Genomic DNA, 19,278 nt, shown 5'->3' on the forward strand with positions numbered 1-19,278 from the left:
AAGCGTAGCGGGGCAGCGCGACACAGCCCGCTGCCGGCATGTGACTGGGCCGCTGTTCAGAGCTGTGGTAGCTTCGTCTACGACCACACGGGGGCCCCTGCAGGGGCTGAGATCGGACTGATGCAGTCTGCGACCGTTGAACCTGTCCGGGTAATGCCGGCGAAGGAAGTGAGTATTCCCTTGAGCACCACAGAAACACAGCACAGCCCTGCCCAAAACGGGACGAACGCGGCCCAAAACGGGAAGAACGCGGGCCAAAATCAGGCCGTCACGCAGTCGTTGAAGTCCCACTCGCTGGCCTGGTTGGAAGATCCCGAGCATGGCATTCGGGTTCCCGTTACGGAGATCGCGTTGGAGTCTTCTCCCAATGGTCTAGCCAACCCGCCTCTACAGGTTTACCGGACAGCCGGCCCGGGCAGCGATCCCGTGGTGGGTCTGGAGCCGTTCCGTACCCCATGGATTGAAGCCCGTGCAGACACTGAGGCGTATTCGGGGCGCGAACGGAACCTGCTCGATGACGGTAAATCCGCAGTTCGGCGAGGAGCAGCTTCAGCGGAGTGGAAAGGCGCGCAGCCGGTGCCGCGCCGCGCCGTCGACGGTAAGACCGTCACGCAAATGCACTACGCGAAACAAGGCATCGTGACACCGGAGATGCAGTTCGTGGCATTGAGGGAGGGCTGCGATGTTGAACTTGTCCGCAGCGAAGTCGCCGCGGGAAGGGCGATTATCCCGAACAACATCAACCACCCCGAATCAGAGCCGATGATCATCGGCAAGGCATTCCTGGTCAAGATCAACGCGAACATCGGCAACTCGGCAGTCACCAGTTCAATAGCCGAAGAAGTGGACAAACTGCAGTGGGCGGCGCAGTGGGGTGCTGACACAGTGATGGATCTCTCCACGGGAGATGACATCCACACCACGCGTGAGTGGATCATCCGCAACTCGCCCGTTCCCATCGGAACAGTCCCCATATACCAGGCGCTGGAGAAGGTGAACGGCGAAGCCAACCAGCTGACGTGGGAGATCTTCCGCGATACCGTGATCGAACAATGCGAGCAGGGCGTGGACTACATGACCATCCATGCAGGCGTTCTGCTCAGGTACGTGCCGTTGACCGCCAACAGGGTCACGGGAATCGTATCCCGCGGCGGTTCCATCATGGCCGGTTGGTGCCTTGCTCACCACCAGGAGAACTTCCTCTACACACACTTTGACGAGCTGTGCGAAATCTTTGCCCAGTACGATGTCGCGTTCTCCTTGGGCGACGGGCTGCGTCCTGGTTCCGTTGCGGACGCCAACGACGCCGCGCAGTTTGCCGAGTTGGATACGCTCGCGGAGTTGACACAGCGGGCGTGGGAATTCGACGTCCAGGTCATGGTGGAAGGCCCCGGCCACATTCCGTTCCATCTTGTGCGGGAGAATGTTGAGCGCCAGCAGGAACTGTGCAAGGGTGCGCCGTTCTACACCTTGGGTCCGCTGGTTACTGACGTCGCGCCTGGCTATGACCACATCACCTCGGCCATCGGTGCTACGGAGATTGCACGCTACGGTACGGCGATGCTCTGTTACGTGACCCCTAAGGAGCACTTGGGTCTCCCCAACAAGGACGACGTCAAGACTGGCGTCATCACGTACAAAATCGCGGCGCACGCGGCTGACCTCGCCAAGGGGCACCCGGGAGCTCACGAACGTGATGATGCGCTGTCCAAGGCGCGGTTCGAGTTCCGCTGGAGGGACCAGTTCGCTTTGTCCCTGGACCCTGTCACCGCAGAAGCGTTCCACGACGAGACACTGCCGGCAGAACCCGCAAAAACCGCCCATTTCTGCTCCATGTGCGGACCTAAGTTCTGTTCGATGCGCATCAGCCAGGACATCCGCGACGAATACGGTTCGGCAGACTCCCAGGCTGCAATCGCAGGAATGTATAACGGGATGCGCGAGAAGAGCCAGGAGTTCCTGGCCTCAGGGGGAAAGGTGTACCTGCCCGAGCTTCAGGTCCCCGCAAACCAGGGCAGCAGTTCAGGAGGCCTGAACTGACATCGCCCGGCCAACATCGGCGATGAACGAACGAATAGCTTGATCGCCGTCAACGGAATCCTGGGGCCGGTGTCCGCCCGCTGCCACGCGGCGGAGGGCACCGGTTTCCTGGAGGTAGCCCGCAATTTCCTCGTAGAGGGGTTCCCACCCGCCGGTGAGGACCAGGGTGGGGACCCCTGGAACAATCTGGAGCGGCGCCTCCCATGGCGGTGCCTGGAGCCGGAGCCTACGGGCGGAACGCCGGGCTTCGGCGGTGTCCAGCCCACCCGTTTCAGCAGAGAACGCCCGGCGGAAATATTCACGCTGGTAATCGGCGTCGTTGAGTTGCGTGCGGGCGTCGAACAACGGTTCCATGAGGGCCCGGTGGGAAGCCGTGGCCGGGAGCTCAGCCGTCAGGGACAAACAGGCGGGCTCCACCAACGTGAGCGAATGCACCAGCTCGGGGCGTTCGATGGCAGCCAGCATGGCCGAAATTGCACCTTGTTCATGGGCAACGACGTGACCTCCACCGGAGTCGGCCAAGGCATTGATCACTATGGCAACGTCCGCCGCCACATTGGATTCCGTTGGTTCGGCGACGGCGTCAAAGCCGTGCCGCCGAAGGAAGAGGGCGTCATAAGCAAGGGCCATGCCATGCTGCTTCGGCCAGGCCGCAGCACCGAAACTGCCCAGGCCGTGGACGAAAACTACGCGCTGCTTATGCATTGATTCAGCCTATTCCACGGCTCTGACATCCTAAGGAGCCGGGAGGCCCGGCTCCTTAGGACGCAATATTTACTTTCCGAGGAACTTGTCAAAGCCCTTGGGAAGATTCAGCGATGACGGATCGAAGTCTGCTGCACCCTGACCAAAAGCCGCTCCGGTAGGGGCTGCCGAGGCAGCGTTTGCCCGCTTGGCTTCGGCATCACGCAGCTCCTGGGCTGCCTTGGCAGGGTTGCCTGAGCGAGCCTTCTTCTTCGGGGCGTTCTTCCCGTTCTTGCGTCCACCGCCGGGGCCTCCGAGCCCAGGCATCCCGGGCATACCCGGCATGCCGCCGCCCTGTGCGAGCTTCTTCATCATCTTCTGCGCTTGGGCAAACCGCTCCAGCAGGCCATTGACCTCGGACACATGCACGCCGGAACCCTTGGCAATACGGGCGCGGCGTGAGCCATTGATGATCTTGGGGGCAACGCGCTCGTGCGGAGTCATGGAGCGGACGATTGCCTCGACGCGGTCGATCTCTTTTTCGTCGAAGTTCTCCAGCTGCTGGCGGATGTTTTGCGCACCCGGCATCATCATGAGCATCTTCTTCATGGAGCCCATGTTGCGGATCTGCTGCATCTGGGCGAGGAAGTCGTCCAGGGTGAAGTCTTCCTGGTCAGCGAATTTCTTCGCCATCCGGGCAGCTTCGTCCTTGTCCCATGCCTTCTCAGCCTGTTCGATCAGGGTGAGGACGTCACCCATGTCCAGGATGCGCGAAGCCATGCGGTCCGGGTGGAAGAGCTCGAAGTCGTCAAGGCCTTCACCGGTAGAGGCAAACATCACCGGCTTACCAGTGACGGACGCCACCGAAAGCGCGGCACCGCCGCGGGCATCGCCGTCGAGCTTGGAAAGCACAATGCCTGTGAAGTTGACGCCCTCATCGAATGCCATGGCCGTGTTGACGGCGTCCTGACCGATCATGGAGTCAATGACAAACAGGACTTCGTTGGGAATGATCGCCTGACGGATACGGCGGGCCTGATCCATCATCTCGGCGTCAACGCCAAGGCGACCGGCGGTGTCAACAATCACGACGTCGTGCAGCTTCTGACGTGCTTCCTCCACACCAGCCTTGGCTACGGCCACGGGGTCACCGGCAGGGTGCTCCAGCTCTGACGTGGCGCCGGGGTGCGGAGCAAACACGGGAACGCCCGCACGCTGTCCCACAACCTGGAGCTGGGTCACTGCGTTGGGGCGCTGAAGATCACAGGCCACCAGCATGGGGCTGTGGCCCTGGGATTTGAGCCACTTGGACAACTTGCCGGCAAGGGTGGTCTTACCGGCACCCTGGAGGCCGGCAAGCATGATGATGGTGGGGCCCGTCTTGGCCAAGCGGATGCGACGGGTTTCGCCACCGAGGATCTCCTTGAGTTCCTCGTTGACGATCTTCACGATCTGTTGGCTCGGGTTCAGTGCCCCCGAGACTTCGGCGCCCAAGGCGCGTTCGCGGATGCGGCCGGTGAACTCGCGGACCACGGATACTGCAACGTCCGCATCCAGCAAGGCACGGCGAATCTCACGAACGGTGGCATCGACATCAGCCTCGGTGAGGCGGCCTTTGCCACGGAGGTTCTTGAAGGTTGCTGTCAACCGGTCAGAGAGTGAATTGAACACGCGCCGTGCACTTCTTTCGATGGTCTACGAATGGCGGCCAATGCGGCACGCCATAGTCCTGATCATTCTTGCCCCGGCAAATATGCCTCAGCCAACAAATCTGATTCGACTACGGGACTCGACTATCTAGGGTACCAAGTCGCACCTGCAAGATGGCATGCTGGCACAGTGACCAGTAAAACAACTGTAAAAACGTTGCTCATCCTCGGCGCGTCCGGGGACCTGACAGGCAGGCTGCTCCTGCCCGGACTGGCAGGGCTCCTGGCTTCCGGACGGGCCCCGGGCCTTCGTCTGGTGGGGGCCGGTTCTGACCCGTGGTCCCCCGAACAGTGGCAGGACCGGGTCAACACGGCCTTCGCTGCAGCATCGAACGCATCCGAGGCAACAGGCCGCGCCGATCTGGCCGCCGTGGCATCAACCACTGAATACCATCAGGTGGACGTCACCGCTGACGGCCCTTTGGCCGAGCTGCTGAGCCGACTGGAGGGGCCAGTGGCCATCTACTTCGCTTTGCCTCCCCACGTCAGCCAGAAGGCCTGCGAAGTGCTTCACCGGGACCAGCTGCCCCCAGGAACCCGGCTGGTGATGGAAAAGCCCTTCGGCTCGGGAACCGAATCCGCCCACGAGCTCAACAAGACACTCGCGGCACTGGTGCCCGAGGACCGCATCCACCGCGTGGATCACTTCCTGGGTAAAGCCACGGTGTTGAACATCCTGGGACTTCGTTTCGCCAACACGTTCCTGGAACCGGTGTGGAACCGGGACCACATTGAAAAAGTGGAAGTCATCTTTGATGAGGACCTGGCCCTTGAGGGCAGGGCACGGTACTACGACACCGCGGGTGCCCTTCGCGATATGGTCCAGAGCCATCTCCTGCACATCATGGCCTTCCTTGCGGTGGACGCCCCGGCCACCGTTGAGGAACGGGACCTGCGCGACGCCGTTGCAACAGTTCTGCGGGCCAGCAGCATCAAGGCCCCGTACGCCCACTCCACACGCCGCGCCCGCTACACGGCAGGAACCCTCGGCGAACGAACGGTACCGGATTACGTTGCCGAAGAAGGCGTAGATCCCTCCCGAAACACCGAAACCCTGGCAGAGGTCCGCGTGGAGATAGATAACTGGCGGTGGAAGGGTGTTCCGTTCATCCTTCGCTCCGGAAAGGCCATGGGACGCCGGCGCAAGGAAGCTGTGATTACCTTCCGCCCCGTCCCCCACCTGCCCAAGGGATTTTCCGGTGTGGACTCCCCCAACCAGCTGCGGATCGGATTCGGCCCGGACGTCCTGGAACTCGACGTCGACGTCAACGGCCCCGGGGACATCTTCAGCCTGGACCGCGCAAGTCTGGTGGCCCAGCTCAACGCAGCCGGCATGCTCCCCTATGGTGAAGTACTCGAAGGCATCCTGAACGGTGATCCTTTGCTGTCCGTTCGGGGTGATACTGCCGAGGACTGCTGGCGGATCATTGAGCCCGTCCTCCGGGCTTGGGAATCCGGCGACGTCCCGCTGGAAGAGTACGACGCCGGCACCGCAGGCCCGGCGGGTTGGCCCACCGCCGTCGTGGACTAAAGCCAGAGCAAACAGCGCAAGCGGGCCGGGTACCTTTCAGTGGTACCCGGCCCGCTTCTTGTTGAGCATGGGACTTAGATTGCGGCTGCGCCGCGCTCTCCGGTCCTGACCCTTACTGCTTCATAGACATCCACGGTCCACACCTTGCCGTCACCGGCGCGGCCTGTGTTTGAGCTGGCGATGAGGACATCAAGGATGTCATCTGCCTGCTCGTCCGTGGCGAGGACCTCAATGCGGATCTTCGGGAGCAGGTCCACGTTGTATTCCGCTCCGCGGTACACCTCGGTATAGCCTCGCTGGCGGCCGTAGCCACTTGCCGCGCTGACCGTCAGGCCCTGGACCCCGTATGATTCGAGGCCTTCCCGGACTGCTTCAAGCTTTTCGGGACGGACGATCGCTGTGATGAGCTTCATGCCTGGACACTCTCCTTGCCTTCTGCGGGGGTCTTGGCTGCAGCGGGATCGGACTTGCCTGTCACTGCGTTATGCAGGGGCTGGAAGCTGCCACCGTGGCCGTTGACGCCGAACTCGTAAGCTGTCTCAGCGTGGAGACTGAGGTCGACACCAACGTTTTCCTGCTCGGTGGAGACCCTGAAGCCCATGGTCTTGTGGATGGCAAAGGCAATGATGGCCGTCATGATCGCCGAGAAAGCGATCGCGATACCGGCTGCTGCGAGCTGTGCCCACATCTGGGTCCAGCCGCCGCCGTAGAAGAGGCCGCCGCCCACTCCATCAGTGGACTTGGCGATGAAGCCCAGTGCCACCGTGCCAATGATGCCGGAGACGAGGTGGACGCCAACAACGTCCAGGGAGTCATCAAAGCCCCAACGGAACTTCAGGCCTACTGCCAGGGCAGAGGCGACACCGGCAACTACGCCCAGGCCCAGGGCACCAATGGGGTCTACGTTTGCGCAGGCCGGGGTGATGGCCACCAAACCGGCAACCACACCGGATGCTGCGCCGAGGGAGGTCGGGTGTCCGTCGCGGATGCGTTCGGTGATGAGCCAGCCGATCATAGCTGCTGCAGGGGCTGCGAGGGTGTTGATCCAGATCAGGCCGGCCTGTTCTGCAGTGGTAGCCGCGCCACCGTTGAAGCCGAACCAGCCGAACCAGAGGATTGCAGCGCCGAGCATCACGAAGGGAATGTTGTGGGGGCGGTGGTTCGGGTCCTTGCCGAAGCCGCGGCGGTTGCCGATGATGAGGACCAGGACCAACGCTGCAACACCTGCGTTGATGTGGACCACGGTGCCACCGGCAAAGTCGATGGCCGGGCCGAGGGCCTTGCCAATGGCGCCTTCCGGACCGAAGAGGCCGCCACCCCAGACCATGTAGGCCAGCGGGCAGTAGACCAGCGTGACCCAGACCGGAACGAAGATGCTCCAGGCGCCGAACTTGGCGCGGTCGGCGATCGCACCACTGATCAGGGCGACGGTAATGATGGCGAAGGTGGCTGCGTAGCCGATCTTGATCATTGCATCCGGTGTGGTCTCAACACCTGCAAGGCCGAAGGCAGCAAACGGGTTACCCACGATTTGCATGAAACCTTCGCCGGAGCTCATCGAAGCGCCCCACAGCACCCAGACAACGCCCACGATGCCGATGGAGATGAAGCTCATCATCATCATGTTCAGGGCTGCCTTGGCGCGTGTCATGCCGCCGTAGAAAAATGCCAGACCAGGTGTCATGAACAGCACAAGCGCCGCCGCCACCATGACCCATACGTGACCTGCGGTAAGTTCCATGGTGCACGTTCCTCTCTTGCTAGATCTGCGGTTCAACCGCTGTCCTGACGCCGTTTTGCGTCCTGCTTAAGAGTTTTGTGCCGCCGTGTTTCACCTGCGCAGGTTTTACATTGCGCGCTCGTTACAACAACCTCCCCAACGTAAATGGTGCATATCCCCGGTGTTACGGATATGTTTCAGGCGTCGGACTTCACAGGAAATACCCGGTTTCTGACCACATGCACCTCAAGATCCCCAGTTTCATCACCCGGAACCCATATGAAGGACCAGCACCGTATGACCCAGTCGCCCAGATCCGTCAAAGCCCCAAGGATCAGGCCGGAGAAGGCGCCCCTTCCGCGCGACATCAAGGTGATGTTGGCCGCGGCCTTCCTGATCGCCCTGGGCTTTGGCTTGGTGGCCCCTGTTCTGCCGCAATTCGCCACGACTTTTGATGTTGGCGCTACCGCTGCCGCTGTCATTGTGAGTATCTTCGCGTTCATGCGGCTGGTCTTCGCCCCTGCCGGTGGTGCCCTGATGGGGCGGTTCGGCGAACGGAACGTGTACGTCTCCGGGCTGCTGATTGTGGCAGTGTCCACTGCGGCATGTGCCTTCGCGCAGGACTATTGGCAACTGCTGATTTTCCGGGGTCTGGGCGGGGCAGGCTCGGTGATGTTCACTGTTGCCGCCATGGGATTGCTCATCCGTCTGGCACCGCCCGAGCGCAGGGGCCGGGTCTCCGGCGCCTACGCCTCGGCATTCCTGATTGGAAGCGTGCTGGGTCCTGTAGTGGGAGGGCTGCTGGCAGGCTTCGGCCTCCGGGTACCTTTCCTTGCCTACGCCGGAGCACTGTTGGTGGCAGCCTTGGTAGTGCGCACCCTGCTCAGCGGCGAAGGCACCGCGGCAGAGGACGCCGCACCCGCACCGGCCATGACCCTCAAGGAAGCCCTGGCCGACTCTGCTTACCGTGCCGCCATTTTCTCAAGCTTCGGCAACGGCTGGGTGACGTTTGGCGTCCGCATGGCCACTATCCCGTTGTTCGCCGTTGCGGTTCTCCAATCGGCACCGGAGACAGCGGCTTGGGCGCTGGCGATCTTTGCCGTGGGCAACGCTTTGGCGCTGACCTTCAGTGGGCGCCTCGCGGATGCGTGGGGACGTAAGCCACTGCTGATCCCCGGACTGGTCATCACCGGCGCAGCCACAGCAGTCATTGGCCTGACCACTGACCTGACTGGATTCCTCATCGCCTCTGCAGTGGCGGGATTCGGCTCCGGCCTGCTGGGCCCGGCGCAACAGGCTGCGGTGGCTGACGTCATCGGCCGTGGACGCTCGGGGGGCAAAGTGCTTGCCGTCTTCCAAATGGCTGCTGACACCGGCGCGATCGTTGGTCCGATCGTGGCGGGGCTGCTGGCTGACCGTTTGGGTTATGGCTGGGCCTTCGGCATAACCGGCGGCGTGCTCCTTTTGACCGCCGTGGCCTGGCTGCCGGCGCGGGAACCTTCGAAGCACTCCCCCGCCGGCCACAACGCTAGTTGAGCAGTGCGTCCACGAAGCTTTCTGCGTCGAACGGCGCAAGATCGTCCGGGCCTTCACCCAAGCCAATAAGCTTCACCGGGACACCCAGTGACTTTTGGATCGCCACAACAATGCCGCCCTTGGCAGTTCCATCCAGCTTTGTGAGCACAATGCCGGTGATGTTCACTACCTCCGCGAACACGCGGGCCTGGTTCAGGCCGTTCTGTCCCGTGGTGGCATCGAGGACCAGCAGGACCTCGTCCACCTCGGCCAGCTTCTCAATGACCCGCTTGACTTTGCCCAGCTCATCCATCAGGCCGGTCTTGTTCTGCAGGCGTCCCGCGGTGTCCACCATCACCACGTCCACTTCCTGATCGATGCCGGCCTTCACGGCCTCGTAGGCAACGGAAGCGGGATCGGCGCCGTCGATGTCGGACTTAACGGTGGGAACACCCACGCGCTGGCCCCAGGTAGCCAGCTGCTCGGCAGCAGCGGCACGGAAAGTATCGGCGGCGCCCAAGAGGACGTCCTTGTCTTCGGCTACCAACACACGTGCCAGCTTGCCCACGGTGGTGGTCTTGCCCACGCCGTTCACACCAACAACAAGCACGACGGCGGGCCGGTCACCCTTACGCTCGACGTTCAACGAACGGTCCATGCCTGGATCCACCAGCTTGATCAGTTCCTCACGGAGCATCGCCTTGACGTCCTCAGGGCTGCGGGTGCCCAGCACCTTGACGCGCTCACGCAAAGCATCCACCAGCTGCATGGTGGGTTCGGTGCCAAGATCGGCCAGCAGGAGGGTCTCTTCCACCTCGTCCCAGACGTTTTCGTCGATCTTGTCGCCGGACAACAATGCCAGGAGGCCCTTGCCCAGAATGTTGTTGGACTTGATCAAGCGGGCGCGAAGGCGGGTGAGCCTGCCTTCCACCGGCGCAGGAGTATCGATGGCAATGGTTTCGAGCCCGGCGGCGTCGTCCGGGACATCCGTATCTTCCACCGTGCCGTCGAAGGTGGGAGCGGGGGCCTTCACCGCATCCGGGCGGTCCTCCACAAGGGTTCCGCCGCCTGCTGCCGACGACTGGACGGGATCGTTTGCGTCACGCGTTCCGGGGTACTTGGCGCCGGTCTTCCGGGCTTTCATCAGTACCGGCACGAGTCCGCCGACCACTACGAGCGCAGCGAGAATGGACAGAATTATGGGTAGGAAATCGTTCACTCCCCTACCTTCTCATAAAGCTATGCCCCGGCACCGAGCCTCTGGCTGATCACCGTTGACACGCCATCGCCCCTCATGGTCACTCCGTAAAGTGCGTCTGCCACTTCCATGGTGCGCTTCTGGTGGGTGATCACAATCAACTGGCTGGACTCACGCAGTTCCTCAAAGATGGTGATGAGGCGCCCCAAGTTGGTGTCATCCAATGCCGCTTCCACTTCATCCATGACATAGAAGGGCGAAGGCCGGGCTTTAAAGATAGCCACCAGCAGCGCCACTGCAGTGAGCGAGCGTTCCCCGCCGGAGAGCAGCGAGAGCCTCTTGATTTTCTTGCCCGCCGGACGTGCTTCCACTTCGATGCCCGTAGTGAGCATGTCGTCAGGATCAGTGAGTACCAACCGGCCCTCGCCGCCGGGGAAAAGCCTGGCGAAAACGTGGTCGAACTGGGCCGAGGTGTCAGCAAAGGCCTCCGTGAACACCTGCTGGACACGGTTATCCACTTCCTTGATGATGTCCAGCAGGTCCTTGCGGCTGGACTTGAGGTCCTCCAGCTGCGAGCTCAGGAACTGGTGCCGTTCCTCCAAAGCAGCGAACTCTTCCAAAGCAAGCGGATTTACTTTGCCAAGGGCGGCCAGCTCACGTTCGGCTTTCTTCAGCCTCTTCTCCTGCTCAGCCCGGACGAATGGAATCCCTTGGATAATGGCGTCGCCGTTTTCATCAACGGGCGCCCGGAGTTCAGCCCACTTATCCGTGGTGGCTCCTGCGGGCAACGGAACCGGCTGATCGGGGCCGTAATCGGCAATGAGCTGCTGGGCGGACAGACCCAACTCTTCAATGGACCGCGCCTCGGCAGCCTCGATGCGAAGCCGCTGCTGTGTCCGGGCCATCTCGTCGCGGTGCACTGAGTCCGTCAATTCGGCAAGCTCCCGCGCCAAGGCGTCATTGCCGGAGCGGACTCCGGCAAGTTCCTGCTCAAGCTGTTCCCGCTGCTGTTCGGCGACGTCACGCTCATAGGCGGCAACGTCCACCGAAACGTCAATAAAACGGAGAGTTTGCTCCACGGCGGAGGCAACCGCCGCCGCGCGCTGGGCCTGCGCACGCCGCCGCTGCGCACGTCGGGCGGCTTCCTCACGGGCCCGGCGCTCGGCAGCTGCAGCCCTTTCAAGTGATGCAGCCCGGTTGCTGATGGCTCCCAACTGCTCCTCAGAAGTCCTCAGCGCGAGCCGGGCCTCGGTTTCCGAGGCCCTGGCAGCCCTGGCAAGGGCCGCGAGTTCGTCCCGCTGATCCGTGGAGGGCTCTTCATCCGGAGCTTCCTGGGCCGCGGCAAGGCGTTCGGCAGCGACTTCCAGGTCCAGTTGGGCTTCTGCGATGTTTGCTTCGGCTTTGGCCATGGACGCAGCAAGCCTCTCGCTTTCGCCAACGGCACTGCGGAGAACCGAGTTCAGGTTGCCCAGGCGTTCAGCTACAGCGGCAAGGCGGGCATCGGATTCGTGCAGACGCTCCAGCGCGGCGTCGGCCCGGTCCTGTGCTTCGACGCGGCGCGCTTGGGCACCGGCCAGGGCGAAGCGTCCACGTTCCAGACGGGCAGTGACCTCCTGAAGCCGGGCAACGGCGTCGTCAACGGCTGCCTGAACTTCAAGCAGCGACGGCGCGGTTGCCGAACCTCCCGTAATTGTCAGGGAGGTCAGAATGTCTCCCTCGCGGGTGACGGCTGTGAGGTCAGGGTGGTGGGTAAGGAGGGCGGCTGCAGCTTCCAGGTCATCGACGACGACGGTTCCGGCCAGGAGCGCGATCACTCCTTGGGCAGCTGGATCGGTAACTGTGAGGACTTCGCTTGCCTGCTGAGAACCTGCGGGCAGCTCAAGGGCGGCATCGGGGGTAGCGCCACGGCTGTCATATCCGGCCAGTAGCAATGCTGCCCGGCCGGCGTCGTCTTCCTTGAGTCGGCGGATCGCTGCGAAAGCGGTGCCGGCATCGGCAACTACCAAAGCGTCCGAGGCACTCCCCAGGGCGGCAGCTATGGCGGCCTCGTATCCAGGCTCGATGCTCAGCAATGCGGACACAGGCCCGAGGACGCCCTCGGCCGTTAAAAGACTCCCCGAGCCGTCCTTGCGGTTGAGCCCCAGCTGAAGGGCGTCGCGGCGGGCCGTCAGGGCGTCCCGTTCCCGGACTGCTTCGCGCTCGGAAGCTTTCAGCTCCTCGATTTCCGCGAGGACTGCGTCAAGGACGTCGTTCGCACTCTCATAATCAGCGTCGAGGCTTTCCTCACCATCCTCAACGCCGGCTACTTGTGACTCGAGGGCAGTGAACTCGCTTTGGGCTTTACGGCGACGTTCATCACCAGCAGCCAGGGACTCCCTGAGGCGGCCCCGTTCGGCCTCGGCAGCCTCAGCCCGGGATCTGGCCGCAGCCACTTGGCCTGCCAATCTGGCCAGGCCCTCGCGGCGGTCGGCAGCTGCGCGCAACATGGCCGTCAGGCGCTTGTCCTCGGCAGCTGCGAGCGCTTCGGCCGAGTCCTTCGCCACGGTGGCTTCCAGGAGCGCTGCCTGCTTGGCCAGGATGTCGTGTTCAAGGGCGGCCTGTTCTTCCCGGACCCTGGCAGCCTGGCGTTCAAGTTGTTCGGGGTCGCGTCCGGTATCCGGGGCAGCCTCGGCCGAACCCAGGAGCCTTCTGCGTTCGGTGGCCAGGGATCCGAGTGAACGGAGCCGTTCCCGGGTTGCCGAGAGCTGATACCAGTGATCACGTGCCGCGTTCAGTCGTGGCGTGGCCTCGGCGGCTTGCTGCTCCAGTACAGCCTGGCGTCGCCTGCCGGTGCCAAGCCCTGCTTCAACTACTTGACGGCGTTCCTTGAGGGCAGCTTCGTCGGCAACGTCCTTTTCCAGAGTGGTGGTCAGTTGAACGAGGTCATCTGCCAGGAGGCGGGCGCGGGCATCCCGGACGTCGAACTGGACTGTCTGGGCGCGGCGGGCGATCTCTGCCTGCTTGCCCAAGGGGGTCAGTTGCCGCCGTATCTCCGCCGTGAGGTCACCGAGCCGGGCAAGATTGGCCTGCATGGCTTCGAGTTTTCGGACCGTCTTTTCCTTGCGGCGGCGGTGCTTGAGGATTCCTGCGGCTTCTTCAATGAAGCCCCGGCGGTCCTCCGGGGTGGCGTGGAGCACGCGGTCCAGTTGGCCCTGTCCAACGATGACGTGCATCTCCCGGCCCAGGCCGGAATCGGAGAGAAGTTCCTGGATGTCCAAGAGCCGGCACGGCGCCCCATTGATGGCGTATTCCGAGCCCCCTGTACGGAACAGGGTCCGGGAGATGGTCACTTCGCTGTATTCGATGGGCAGCGCGTTGTCCGCGTTGTCGATGGTCAAGGCAACATGTGCCCGGCCCAGAGGTGGCCGGCCGGAGGTGCCCGCGAAAATGACATCTTCCATCTTGCCGCCACGGAGGGTTTTGGCCCCCTGCTCTCCCATGACCCAGGCCAAGGCATCCACCACGTTGGATTTGCCCGATCCATTGGGGCCGACGACGGCGGTGACACCGGGCTCAAAGTCGAAGGTCGTGGCCGACGCAAACGACTTAAATCCTCGGACAGTCAAACTTTTCAGGTGCAAGGCGCTTCGGTTCTCCTGGGTGGCCCGGGTGTCTGTATCCACTAAATCTACTGCGGTTTGCGCGAAATCTACGGATCTGAAAGCGGAAGCCCTTGCAGGTGGCATGCCGCACCCCTACACTCCTGCCAAGGGTTACTTGGCGGATTTGTTCCTGTGATCCGGCTTCGGCTTGAACTTCTGTTCGGTCATTGCCGGGTCCGGTCCCGATCTTTGGGAACTTTCATCCGCGCCAACCCCGTGTTTCATAACTGAAGATCTTGGTTTGACCCTGGCTGGGGAGCGGCAAGCAGGGGGCTGCGTTCAATTGCGTGGCCCTGTCTTAGCATTCGGCGTACCACTCCAGGAGTTCTCATGCCCGGTCCTTCAGCCACCCAACCGCAGCGGGTCTTCAAAGGATTCCTTGTGCCCCTGGTGCTTGCCATGGTGGCAGCCCTGCTGCCGTTTACAGCGCCGGCAGCAGTTGCGGCAGGACCTTGCGATCCCGTAGTGAACCTTGTGGCGTGCGAGAACTCCAAGCCGGGAAGTCCGCCCTCGGAGTGGGATATCAGTGGCGCCGGTGATGACAGCATCCAAGGCTTCTCCACCGAAATCAGCGTCAATGCGGGCCAACCCATTCGCTTCAAGGTGGATACGAACGCCAGCAGCTACACCATCGGGATTTACCGCACTGGCTGGTACGGCGGACTGGGTGCCCGCAAAATTGCCGATGTGACGCCGTCGGTCTTCCGGCAGAACCAGCCAGCCTGCCGCAGTGACGCCGCCACCGGCATTTTTGACTGCGGCACATGGGCAGTGTCCGCAACGTGGCAGGTGCCGGCAACAGCGGTCTCAGGGGTCTACGTCGCCCTGCTGAAGCGGCCTGATACCGGGGAGAAAAGCCACATCACGTTTATCGTGCGTAACGACGGAAACCGTTCCGCAGTGCTCTTCCAGACCGCTGACCAGACGTGGCAGGCCTACAACTCATACGGGGGTGCTGACTTCTATCAGGGCGTCAACGGCCGTGCCTATAAGGTCAGCTACAACCGTCCCATGGCAACCAGGGGAGGACCGGATGGCCGGGACTTCTACTTCGCCAACGAATACCCCATGGTGCGTTTCCTTGAGCAGAACGGCTACGACGTCAGCTACATCAGTGGTCTCGATGCGGACCGCAGCGGCGCCGAGTTATTGAACCACAAAGTGTTCCTGTCTGTGGGACACGACGAATACTGGTCAGGACCGCAGCGGGCCAACGTCACGGCCGCGAGGGATGCAGGAGTGAATCTCCAATTCCTCTCCGGCAACGAAATGTACTGGAGAACACGGTTTGAGCCCTCCGCGGTGGATGGTGCAGCCAACCGCACCCTGACCTGCTACAAGGAAACGTGGGCAAACGAAAAGATTGATCCCACAGCGCAGTGGACGGGCACGTGGCGTGATCCTCGCTTCGCTTCCCAAGCCAATGGCGGCGGCCTTCCCGAGAATGGGCTGACGGGCACCTTGTACATGTCCAATTTCTCAGACCTGCCTGTGACAGTATCCGCACAGGAAGGGAAAACACGGCTCTGGCGCAACACGTCCCTGGCGACGCTTCCCGCGGGTTCTTCCGCAGCGTTGGCTCCCCACACGGTGGGATATGAGTCAAACGAAGATCTGGACAATGGATTCCGGCCGGCGGGTTTGGTCAGGTTGTCCACCACGGTAGGGAATGTTCCACAATATCTCCAGGACTTCGGCAACACGGTGGCTCCGGGAACCACCACCCACAACGTGACTCTCTACCGGGCAGCAAGCGGTGCTTTGGTCTTTTCCGCAGGCAGTGTCCAATGGACTTGGGGCCTGGACCAGGAGCACGACGGCAATGGCGCGCCGGCCGATATCCGCATGAGGCAAGCGCAGGTCAATCTTTTGGCCGACATGGGTGCGCAGCCTGCCACGAGGGCTGCCGGACTGGTTGCCGCGGCGCCCAGTACCGATACCACCAAGCCCACTGCCGCCATCTCTGCTCCGGCCAATGGCGCCACGGTACCCCACGGAAACAGCGTCACCGTGACGGGAACTGCCGCCGATGTTGGCGGTGTGGTGGCCGGCGTGGAGGTTTCAACCGATGGCGGCACCACTTGGCACCCGGCACAGGGCACGCAGAACTGGACCTACACATACATCCAAAAGGGCCTCGCTACGGCAACAATCCAGGCCCGGGCCATCGACGATAGCGCCAACATCGGGGCAGCAACCGTCAGGAACCTGACCCTTAGCGGCCCCTACAGCGTCTTCGGCCAGACCATTCCCACGGTCAAGGATTCAGGTGATGGAGGAGCGTACGAGATGGGCTTGAGGTTTACGCCCTCTATAGACGGTTTCATCACAGGTGTCCGCTTCTACAAGAGCACAGCCAACACCGGAACCCACACCGGGTCCCTGTGGAGCTCCACCGGCGAGCGCCTGGCCACAGTGACCTTCACCAATGAGACGGCATCGGGGTGGCAGACCGCACTCTTCACCCAAGCTGTGCCTGTGGCGGCTGGACAGAAATATACCGTGTCCTACTGGGCGCCGAACGGCCACTACTCCACCAAGGACTATCAGTGGGCAAGTTTCGGATCCGCCGATGCACCCTTGAAGGTGGCCGGTGGTTTCGGAGCCGAGCCGGCCGGTGTCTATGCCACGTCTCAAGGCTTTCCCACGACCAGTTTCAACGGCGGCAATTACTTCGCCGATGCCCTCTTCAGCACCGTGGACAGCTCACCCCTGACCGTATCTGGCCATTCACCGATTCCTTCATCCTCCAGCGTTTCCGTCAACACCAAGGTGAGCGCAGTCTTCTCGAAACCCGTCACCGCGGCCAGTGTCCAGCTGACCCTGCAGTCACCTTCCGGGCCGGTGGCAGGCACCACGGCGTACGACGCTGCCACGCGGCGGGCGACCTTCACGCCGTCGAACGCCCTCGCCTTCAGTACTCAATTCACCGCCACGTTGTCCGGCATTGACTCGATCGGTGGATCGGTCACAGCTGGAGGGACGTGGACCTTCACCACGGCAGCAACGTTGCCAGTCCCGGGCGCCTGCCCCTGTAGCCTTTTTGACGACTCGGTTACTCCCGGTATCGCCGAACTGCGTGAGGGAGTTCCCTTGACCTTGGGCGTGAGGTTCTCCAGTGTCTCCGCCGGTGAGGTCCTGGGCATGCGCTTCTACAAGTCAGCAGGCAACACAGGAACCCACAATGGCGCCCTGTACTCAGGCACCGGCCAGCAACTGGCAACCGTCGCCTTCACGAATGAAAGTGCCTCCGGCTGGCAGACCGCAATGTTCAGTCAACCTGTCCAAATGGCCGCGAACACAGACTACATCGTGTCTTACAAGTCACTGACCGGCACCTATTCGGCCACGACCAACGGCTTCGGTTCCGGGATGAGCGTGGGTCCGCTCAGGGCTGCTTCCGACGCAGGCGCCTACACCTACAGCGGCGATTTTGCTGCTTCACGGTCCACCACAAGCTATCTGGTGGACGTGGTAGTCACCGTACCCAACCCGCCGTTCACCGTTGGTTCGCACTCGCCGCTCCCCAACGCGGCCAGTGTTCCCCTGGACTCTGCGGTCAGTGCCGTGCTGTCCGAACCAGCGGTGGCATCCAGCGTGACGCTGGGGCTGAAGATCACCGGCGGAGCTGCGGCAGCAGGGACCACCACCTACGATCAAACCACCCGTAAGGTCACGTTTACTCCTTCTGCACCGTTGGCTGCAGGGACTTCCTACACGGCAACAGTTACTGCCACCTCGGTATCCGGTCAGCCGATGTCAAGCGGGGCCACCTGGACATTCACCACGGTTCCGCCTCCGCGGACTCCCGGGGTGTGCCCGTGCACGCTGTTCCAGGACACTGTGACTCCGACAACGCCGGATGCGAACGACGGTGTGCCGTTGTCCCTGGGTGTGCGCTTTGCCAGTGACACCGCAGGGCAGGTCACCGGGGTTCGCTTCTACAAGGCAGCCGGCAACACCGGGACCCACACCGGTTCGCTGTACACAATCGCTGGACAACTGCTGGCTACCGTTACTTTCGCCAATGAATCGAGCACAGGTTGGCAAACGGCGTCCTTCAGCCAGCCAGTGAGCATTGAGGCGAACACCGAGTACGTGGTGGCCTACAAGTCACCAACCGGCAAGTACTCTTACAGCGCCGGAGGATTTGGCGCGGGCCTGAGCAGCGGGCCGCTGCGGGCGGCCACCGATTCCGGAGCTTTCGCATACAACGGTGACTTCCCGAATGCCTCCTCCACCACCAACTACCTGGTGGATCTGGTGTTCACGGTAACCACGCCGCCACTGACGGTTTCCGAACAGGTGCCGGCGCCGGGCGCTACGGGCATACCTGTGGACGTCAAACCTGCCATCACGTTCTCATCGGCAATACGTCCAGGGGCAGCGTTTACCTTGACTGCCAATGGCAACCCGGTTGCCGGGACGGCAGCGCTTTCGGCCGATAGCCGCAGCCTGACGTTTACTCCTACGGCGGCTCTGCCGGCCAGCACTGTCATTTCCGCAAGTGTGGCCAACGTTGTATCCCAGCAAGGCCAAGCCTTCCCCACCACGGCATGGCAATTCACCACTGCAGCTCCGGCGGTGCAGCTGTCCACGATCTTCGGATCACTGGTTCCCCAGGTTGCCGCGAATTCTGACTTCATGCCGGTGGAACTGGGAACCGCCTTCACGGTATCCCAGGCCGGGAATGTGACAGGCATCCGCTTCTACAAGGGCACAGGCAATACGGGTACCCACGTTGGCTCGCTGTGGAACTCGGCCGGCACCCGTCTGGCGCAAGTGACCTTCACCAATGAGACGGCCACGGGCTGGCAAACTGCAACCCTGGCAACGCCTGTGGCATTGGTGACCGGGCAAACCTACGTGGTGTCCTACCGGGCACCAAATGGCCGGTACTCCTCCACGGCAGGGTTCTTCAACCAGACATGGACCAGTGGGGTCTTCACCGCCACAGGGCCGAACAATGGACGGTACCGGTACGGCTCAGGAGGCGTGATGCCCACCAGTTCCTGGAACGCCACCAACTACTTTGTTGATGTGGTGTACTCCACCACTGCGCCGGCTCAGGCGACCCAGCCGCCAACCACGGCGACGGCGACTCCGACAGCTACGCCCACAGCAACGGCCACGCCGACCGCTACAGCCACCGCGACTCCCAGCCCAACACCCACTCCAACCCAAACCGGCGGGCTTCTCTGCGGGTTGTTGCGGACCTGTTGAGACCGGGCCGGGCCTGG

Annotated in this window: 10 protein-coding genes and 1 riboswitch; of the genes, 4 read left to right on the forward strand and 6 right to left on the reverse strand. The window is 62.4% G+C overall.

What is annotated here, in order from left to right:
- Positions 1 to 77 precede the first annotated feature (77 nt).
- Positions 78 to 185: riboswitch (TPP riboswitch) on the forward strand.
- Entirely contained in the window at positions 181 to 2,040 is a 1,860-nt protein-coding gene (gene thiC / locus ABI796_RS11495; RefSeq protein WP_281283988.1) for a phosphomethylpyrimidine synthase ThiC, read from the forward strand. It overlaps the preceding riboswitch by 5 nt.
- On the opposite strand, the gene ABI796_RS11500 is transcribed toward thiC, so the two are convergent.
- Together ABI796_RS11500 and ffh are read right to left on the reverse strand one after the other, a co-directional pair.
- Positions 2,023 to 2,745 carry an alpha/beta fold hydrolase gene (locus ABI796_RS11500; RefSeq protein WP_141285276.1) on the reverse strand — a complete coding sequence of 241 codons (723 nt, stop codon included), beginning with the start codon at positions 2,743 to 2,745 and terminating at the stop codon, positions 2,023 to 2,025. The genes thiC and ABI796_RS11500 overlap by 18 nt on opposite strands.
- A 69-nt stretch (positions 2,746 to 2,814) precedes the next feature.
- Positions 2,815 to 4,395 (reverse strand): signal recognition particle protein, encoded by a 1,581-nt coding sequence (gene ffh, locus ABI796_RS11505; RefSeq protein WP_141285274.1) that lies wholly within the window; start codon positions 4,393 to 4,395, stop codon positions 2,815 to 2,817.
- Positions 4,396 to 4,425: 30 nt separating this feature from the next.
- Between ffh and ABI796_RS11510 the strand changes: the two genes are divergently transcribed.
- Complete coding sequence (locus tag ABI796_RS11510) at positions 4,426 to 5,964, forward strand: glucose-6-phosphate dehydrogenase (RefSeq protein ID WP_141285272.1); 1,539 nt, start codon at positions 4,426 to 4,428, stop codon at positions 5,962 to 5,964.
- 74 nt (positions 5,965 to 6,038) lie between these two features.
- Here ABI796_RS11510 and ABI796_RS11515 read toward each other — a convergent pair whose 3' ends face one another.
- Both ABI796_RS11515 and ABI796_RS11520 read right to left on the reverse strand, forming a co-directional pair.
- Positions 6,039 to 6,377, reverse strand: a complete 339-nt coding sequence (locus tag ABI796_RS11515) for a P-II family nitrogen regulator (RefSeq protein WP_011775128.1) — start codon at positions 6,375 to 6,377, stop codon at positions 6,039 to 6,041.
- Positions 6,374 to 7,705, reverse strand: a complete 1,332-nt coding sequence (locus tag ABI796_RS11520; RefSeq protein WP_141285270.1) for an ammonium transporter — start codon at positions 7,703 to 7,705, stop codon at positions 6,374 to 6,376. Before ABI796_RS11520 ends, ABI796_RS11515 begins: the two co-directional genes overlap by 4 nt.
- 276 nt (positions 7,706 to 7,981) lie before the next feature.
- Here ABI796_RS11520 and ABI796_RS11525 point away from each other — a divergent pair, with 276 nt between their 5' ends.
- On the forward strand, positions 7,982 to 9,220 hold the full coding sequence (locus ABI796_RS11525; protein ID WP_141285268.1) for an MFS transporter: 1,239 nt from the start codon (positions 7,982 to 7,984) through the stop codon (positions 9,218 to 9,220).
- Here ABI796_RS11525 and ftsY read toward each other — a convergent pair.
- A complete protein-coding gene (ftsY, locus tag ABI796_RS11530) occupies positions 9,213 to 10,418 on the reverse strand; it encodes a signal recognition particle-docking protein FtsY (RefSeq protein ID WP_141285266.1) in 1,206 nt (401 codons plus the stop codon). The genes ABI796_RS11525 and ftsY overlap by 8 nt on opposite strands.
- A gap of 20 nt (positions 10,419 to 10,438) precedes the next feature.
- A complete protein-coding gene (smc, locus tag ABI796_RS11535; protein ID WP_174754589.1) occupies positions 10,439 to 14,017 on the reverse strand; it encodes a chromosome segregation protein SMC in 3,579 nt (1,192 codons plus the stop codon).
- 351 nt (positions 14,018 to 14,368) lie between these two features.
- Between smc and ABI796_RS11540 the strand changes: the two genes are divergently transcribed.
- Positions 14,369 to 19,261 carry a DUF4082 domain-containing protein gene (locus ABI796_RS11540; RefSeq protein WP_141285262.1) on the forward strand — a complete coding sequence of 1,631 codons (4,893 nt, stop codon included), beginning with the start codon at positions 14,369 to 14,371 and terminating at the stop codon, positions 19,259 to 19,261.
- Positions 19,262 to 19,278: the final 17 nt, after the last annotated feature.

This window comes from Paenarthrobacter aurescens (assembly GCF_041549525.1).
Taxonomy (GTDB): Bacteria; Actinomycetota; Actinomycetes; order Actinomycetales; family Micrococcaceae; genus Arthrobacter; species Arthrobacter aurescens.

What these genes read in the sequence shown, in the direction of transcription:
- ABI796_RS11500 (WP_141285276.1), bottom strand. Translation starts at nt 2,745, where the DNA reads ATGCATAAGCAGCGCGTAGTTTTCGTCCACGGCCTGGGCAGTTTCGGT.
- ABI796_RS11510 (WP_141285272.1), top strand. Translation starts at nt 4,426, where the DNA reads ATGGCGGCCAATGCGGCACGCCATAGTCCTGATCATTCTTGCCCCGGC.
- ABI796_RS11515 (WP_011775128.1), bottom strand. Translation starts at nt 6,377, where the DNA reads ATGAAGCTCATCACAGCGATCGTCCGTCCCGAAAAGCTTGAAGCAGTC.
- ABI796_RS11520 (WP_141285270.1), bottom strand. Translation starts at nt 7,705, where the DNA reads ATGGAACTTACCGCAGGTCACGTATGGGTCATGGTGGCGGCGGCGCTT.
- ABI796_RS11525 (WP_141285268.1), top strand. Translation starts at nt 7,982, where the DNA reads ATGACCCAGTCGCCCAGATCCGTCAAAGCCCCAAGGATCAGGCCGGAG.
- ABI796_RS11540 (WP_141285262.1), top strand. Translation starts at nt 14,369, where the DNA reads ATGCCCGGTCCTTCAGCCACCCAACCGCAGCGGGTCTTCAAAGGATTC.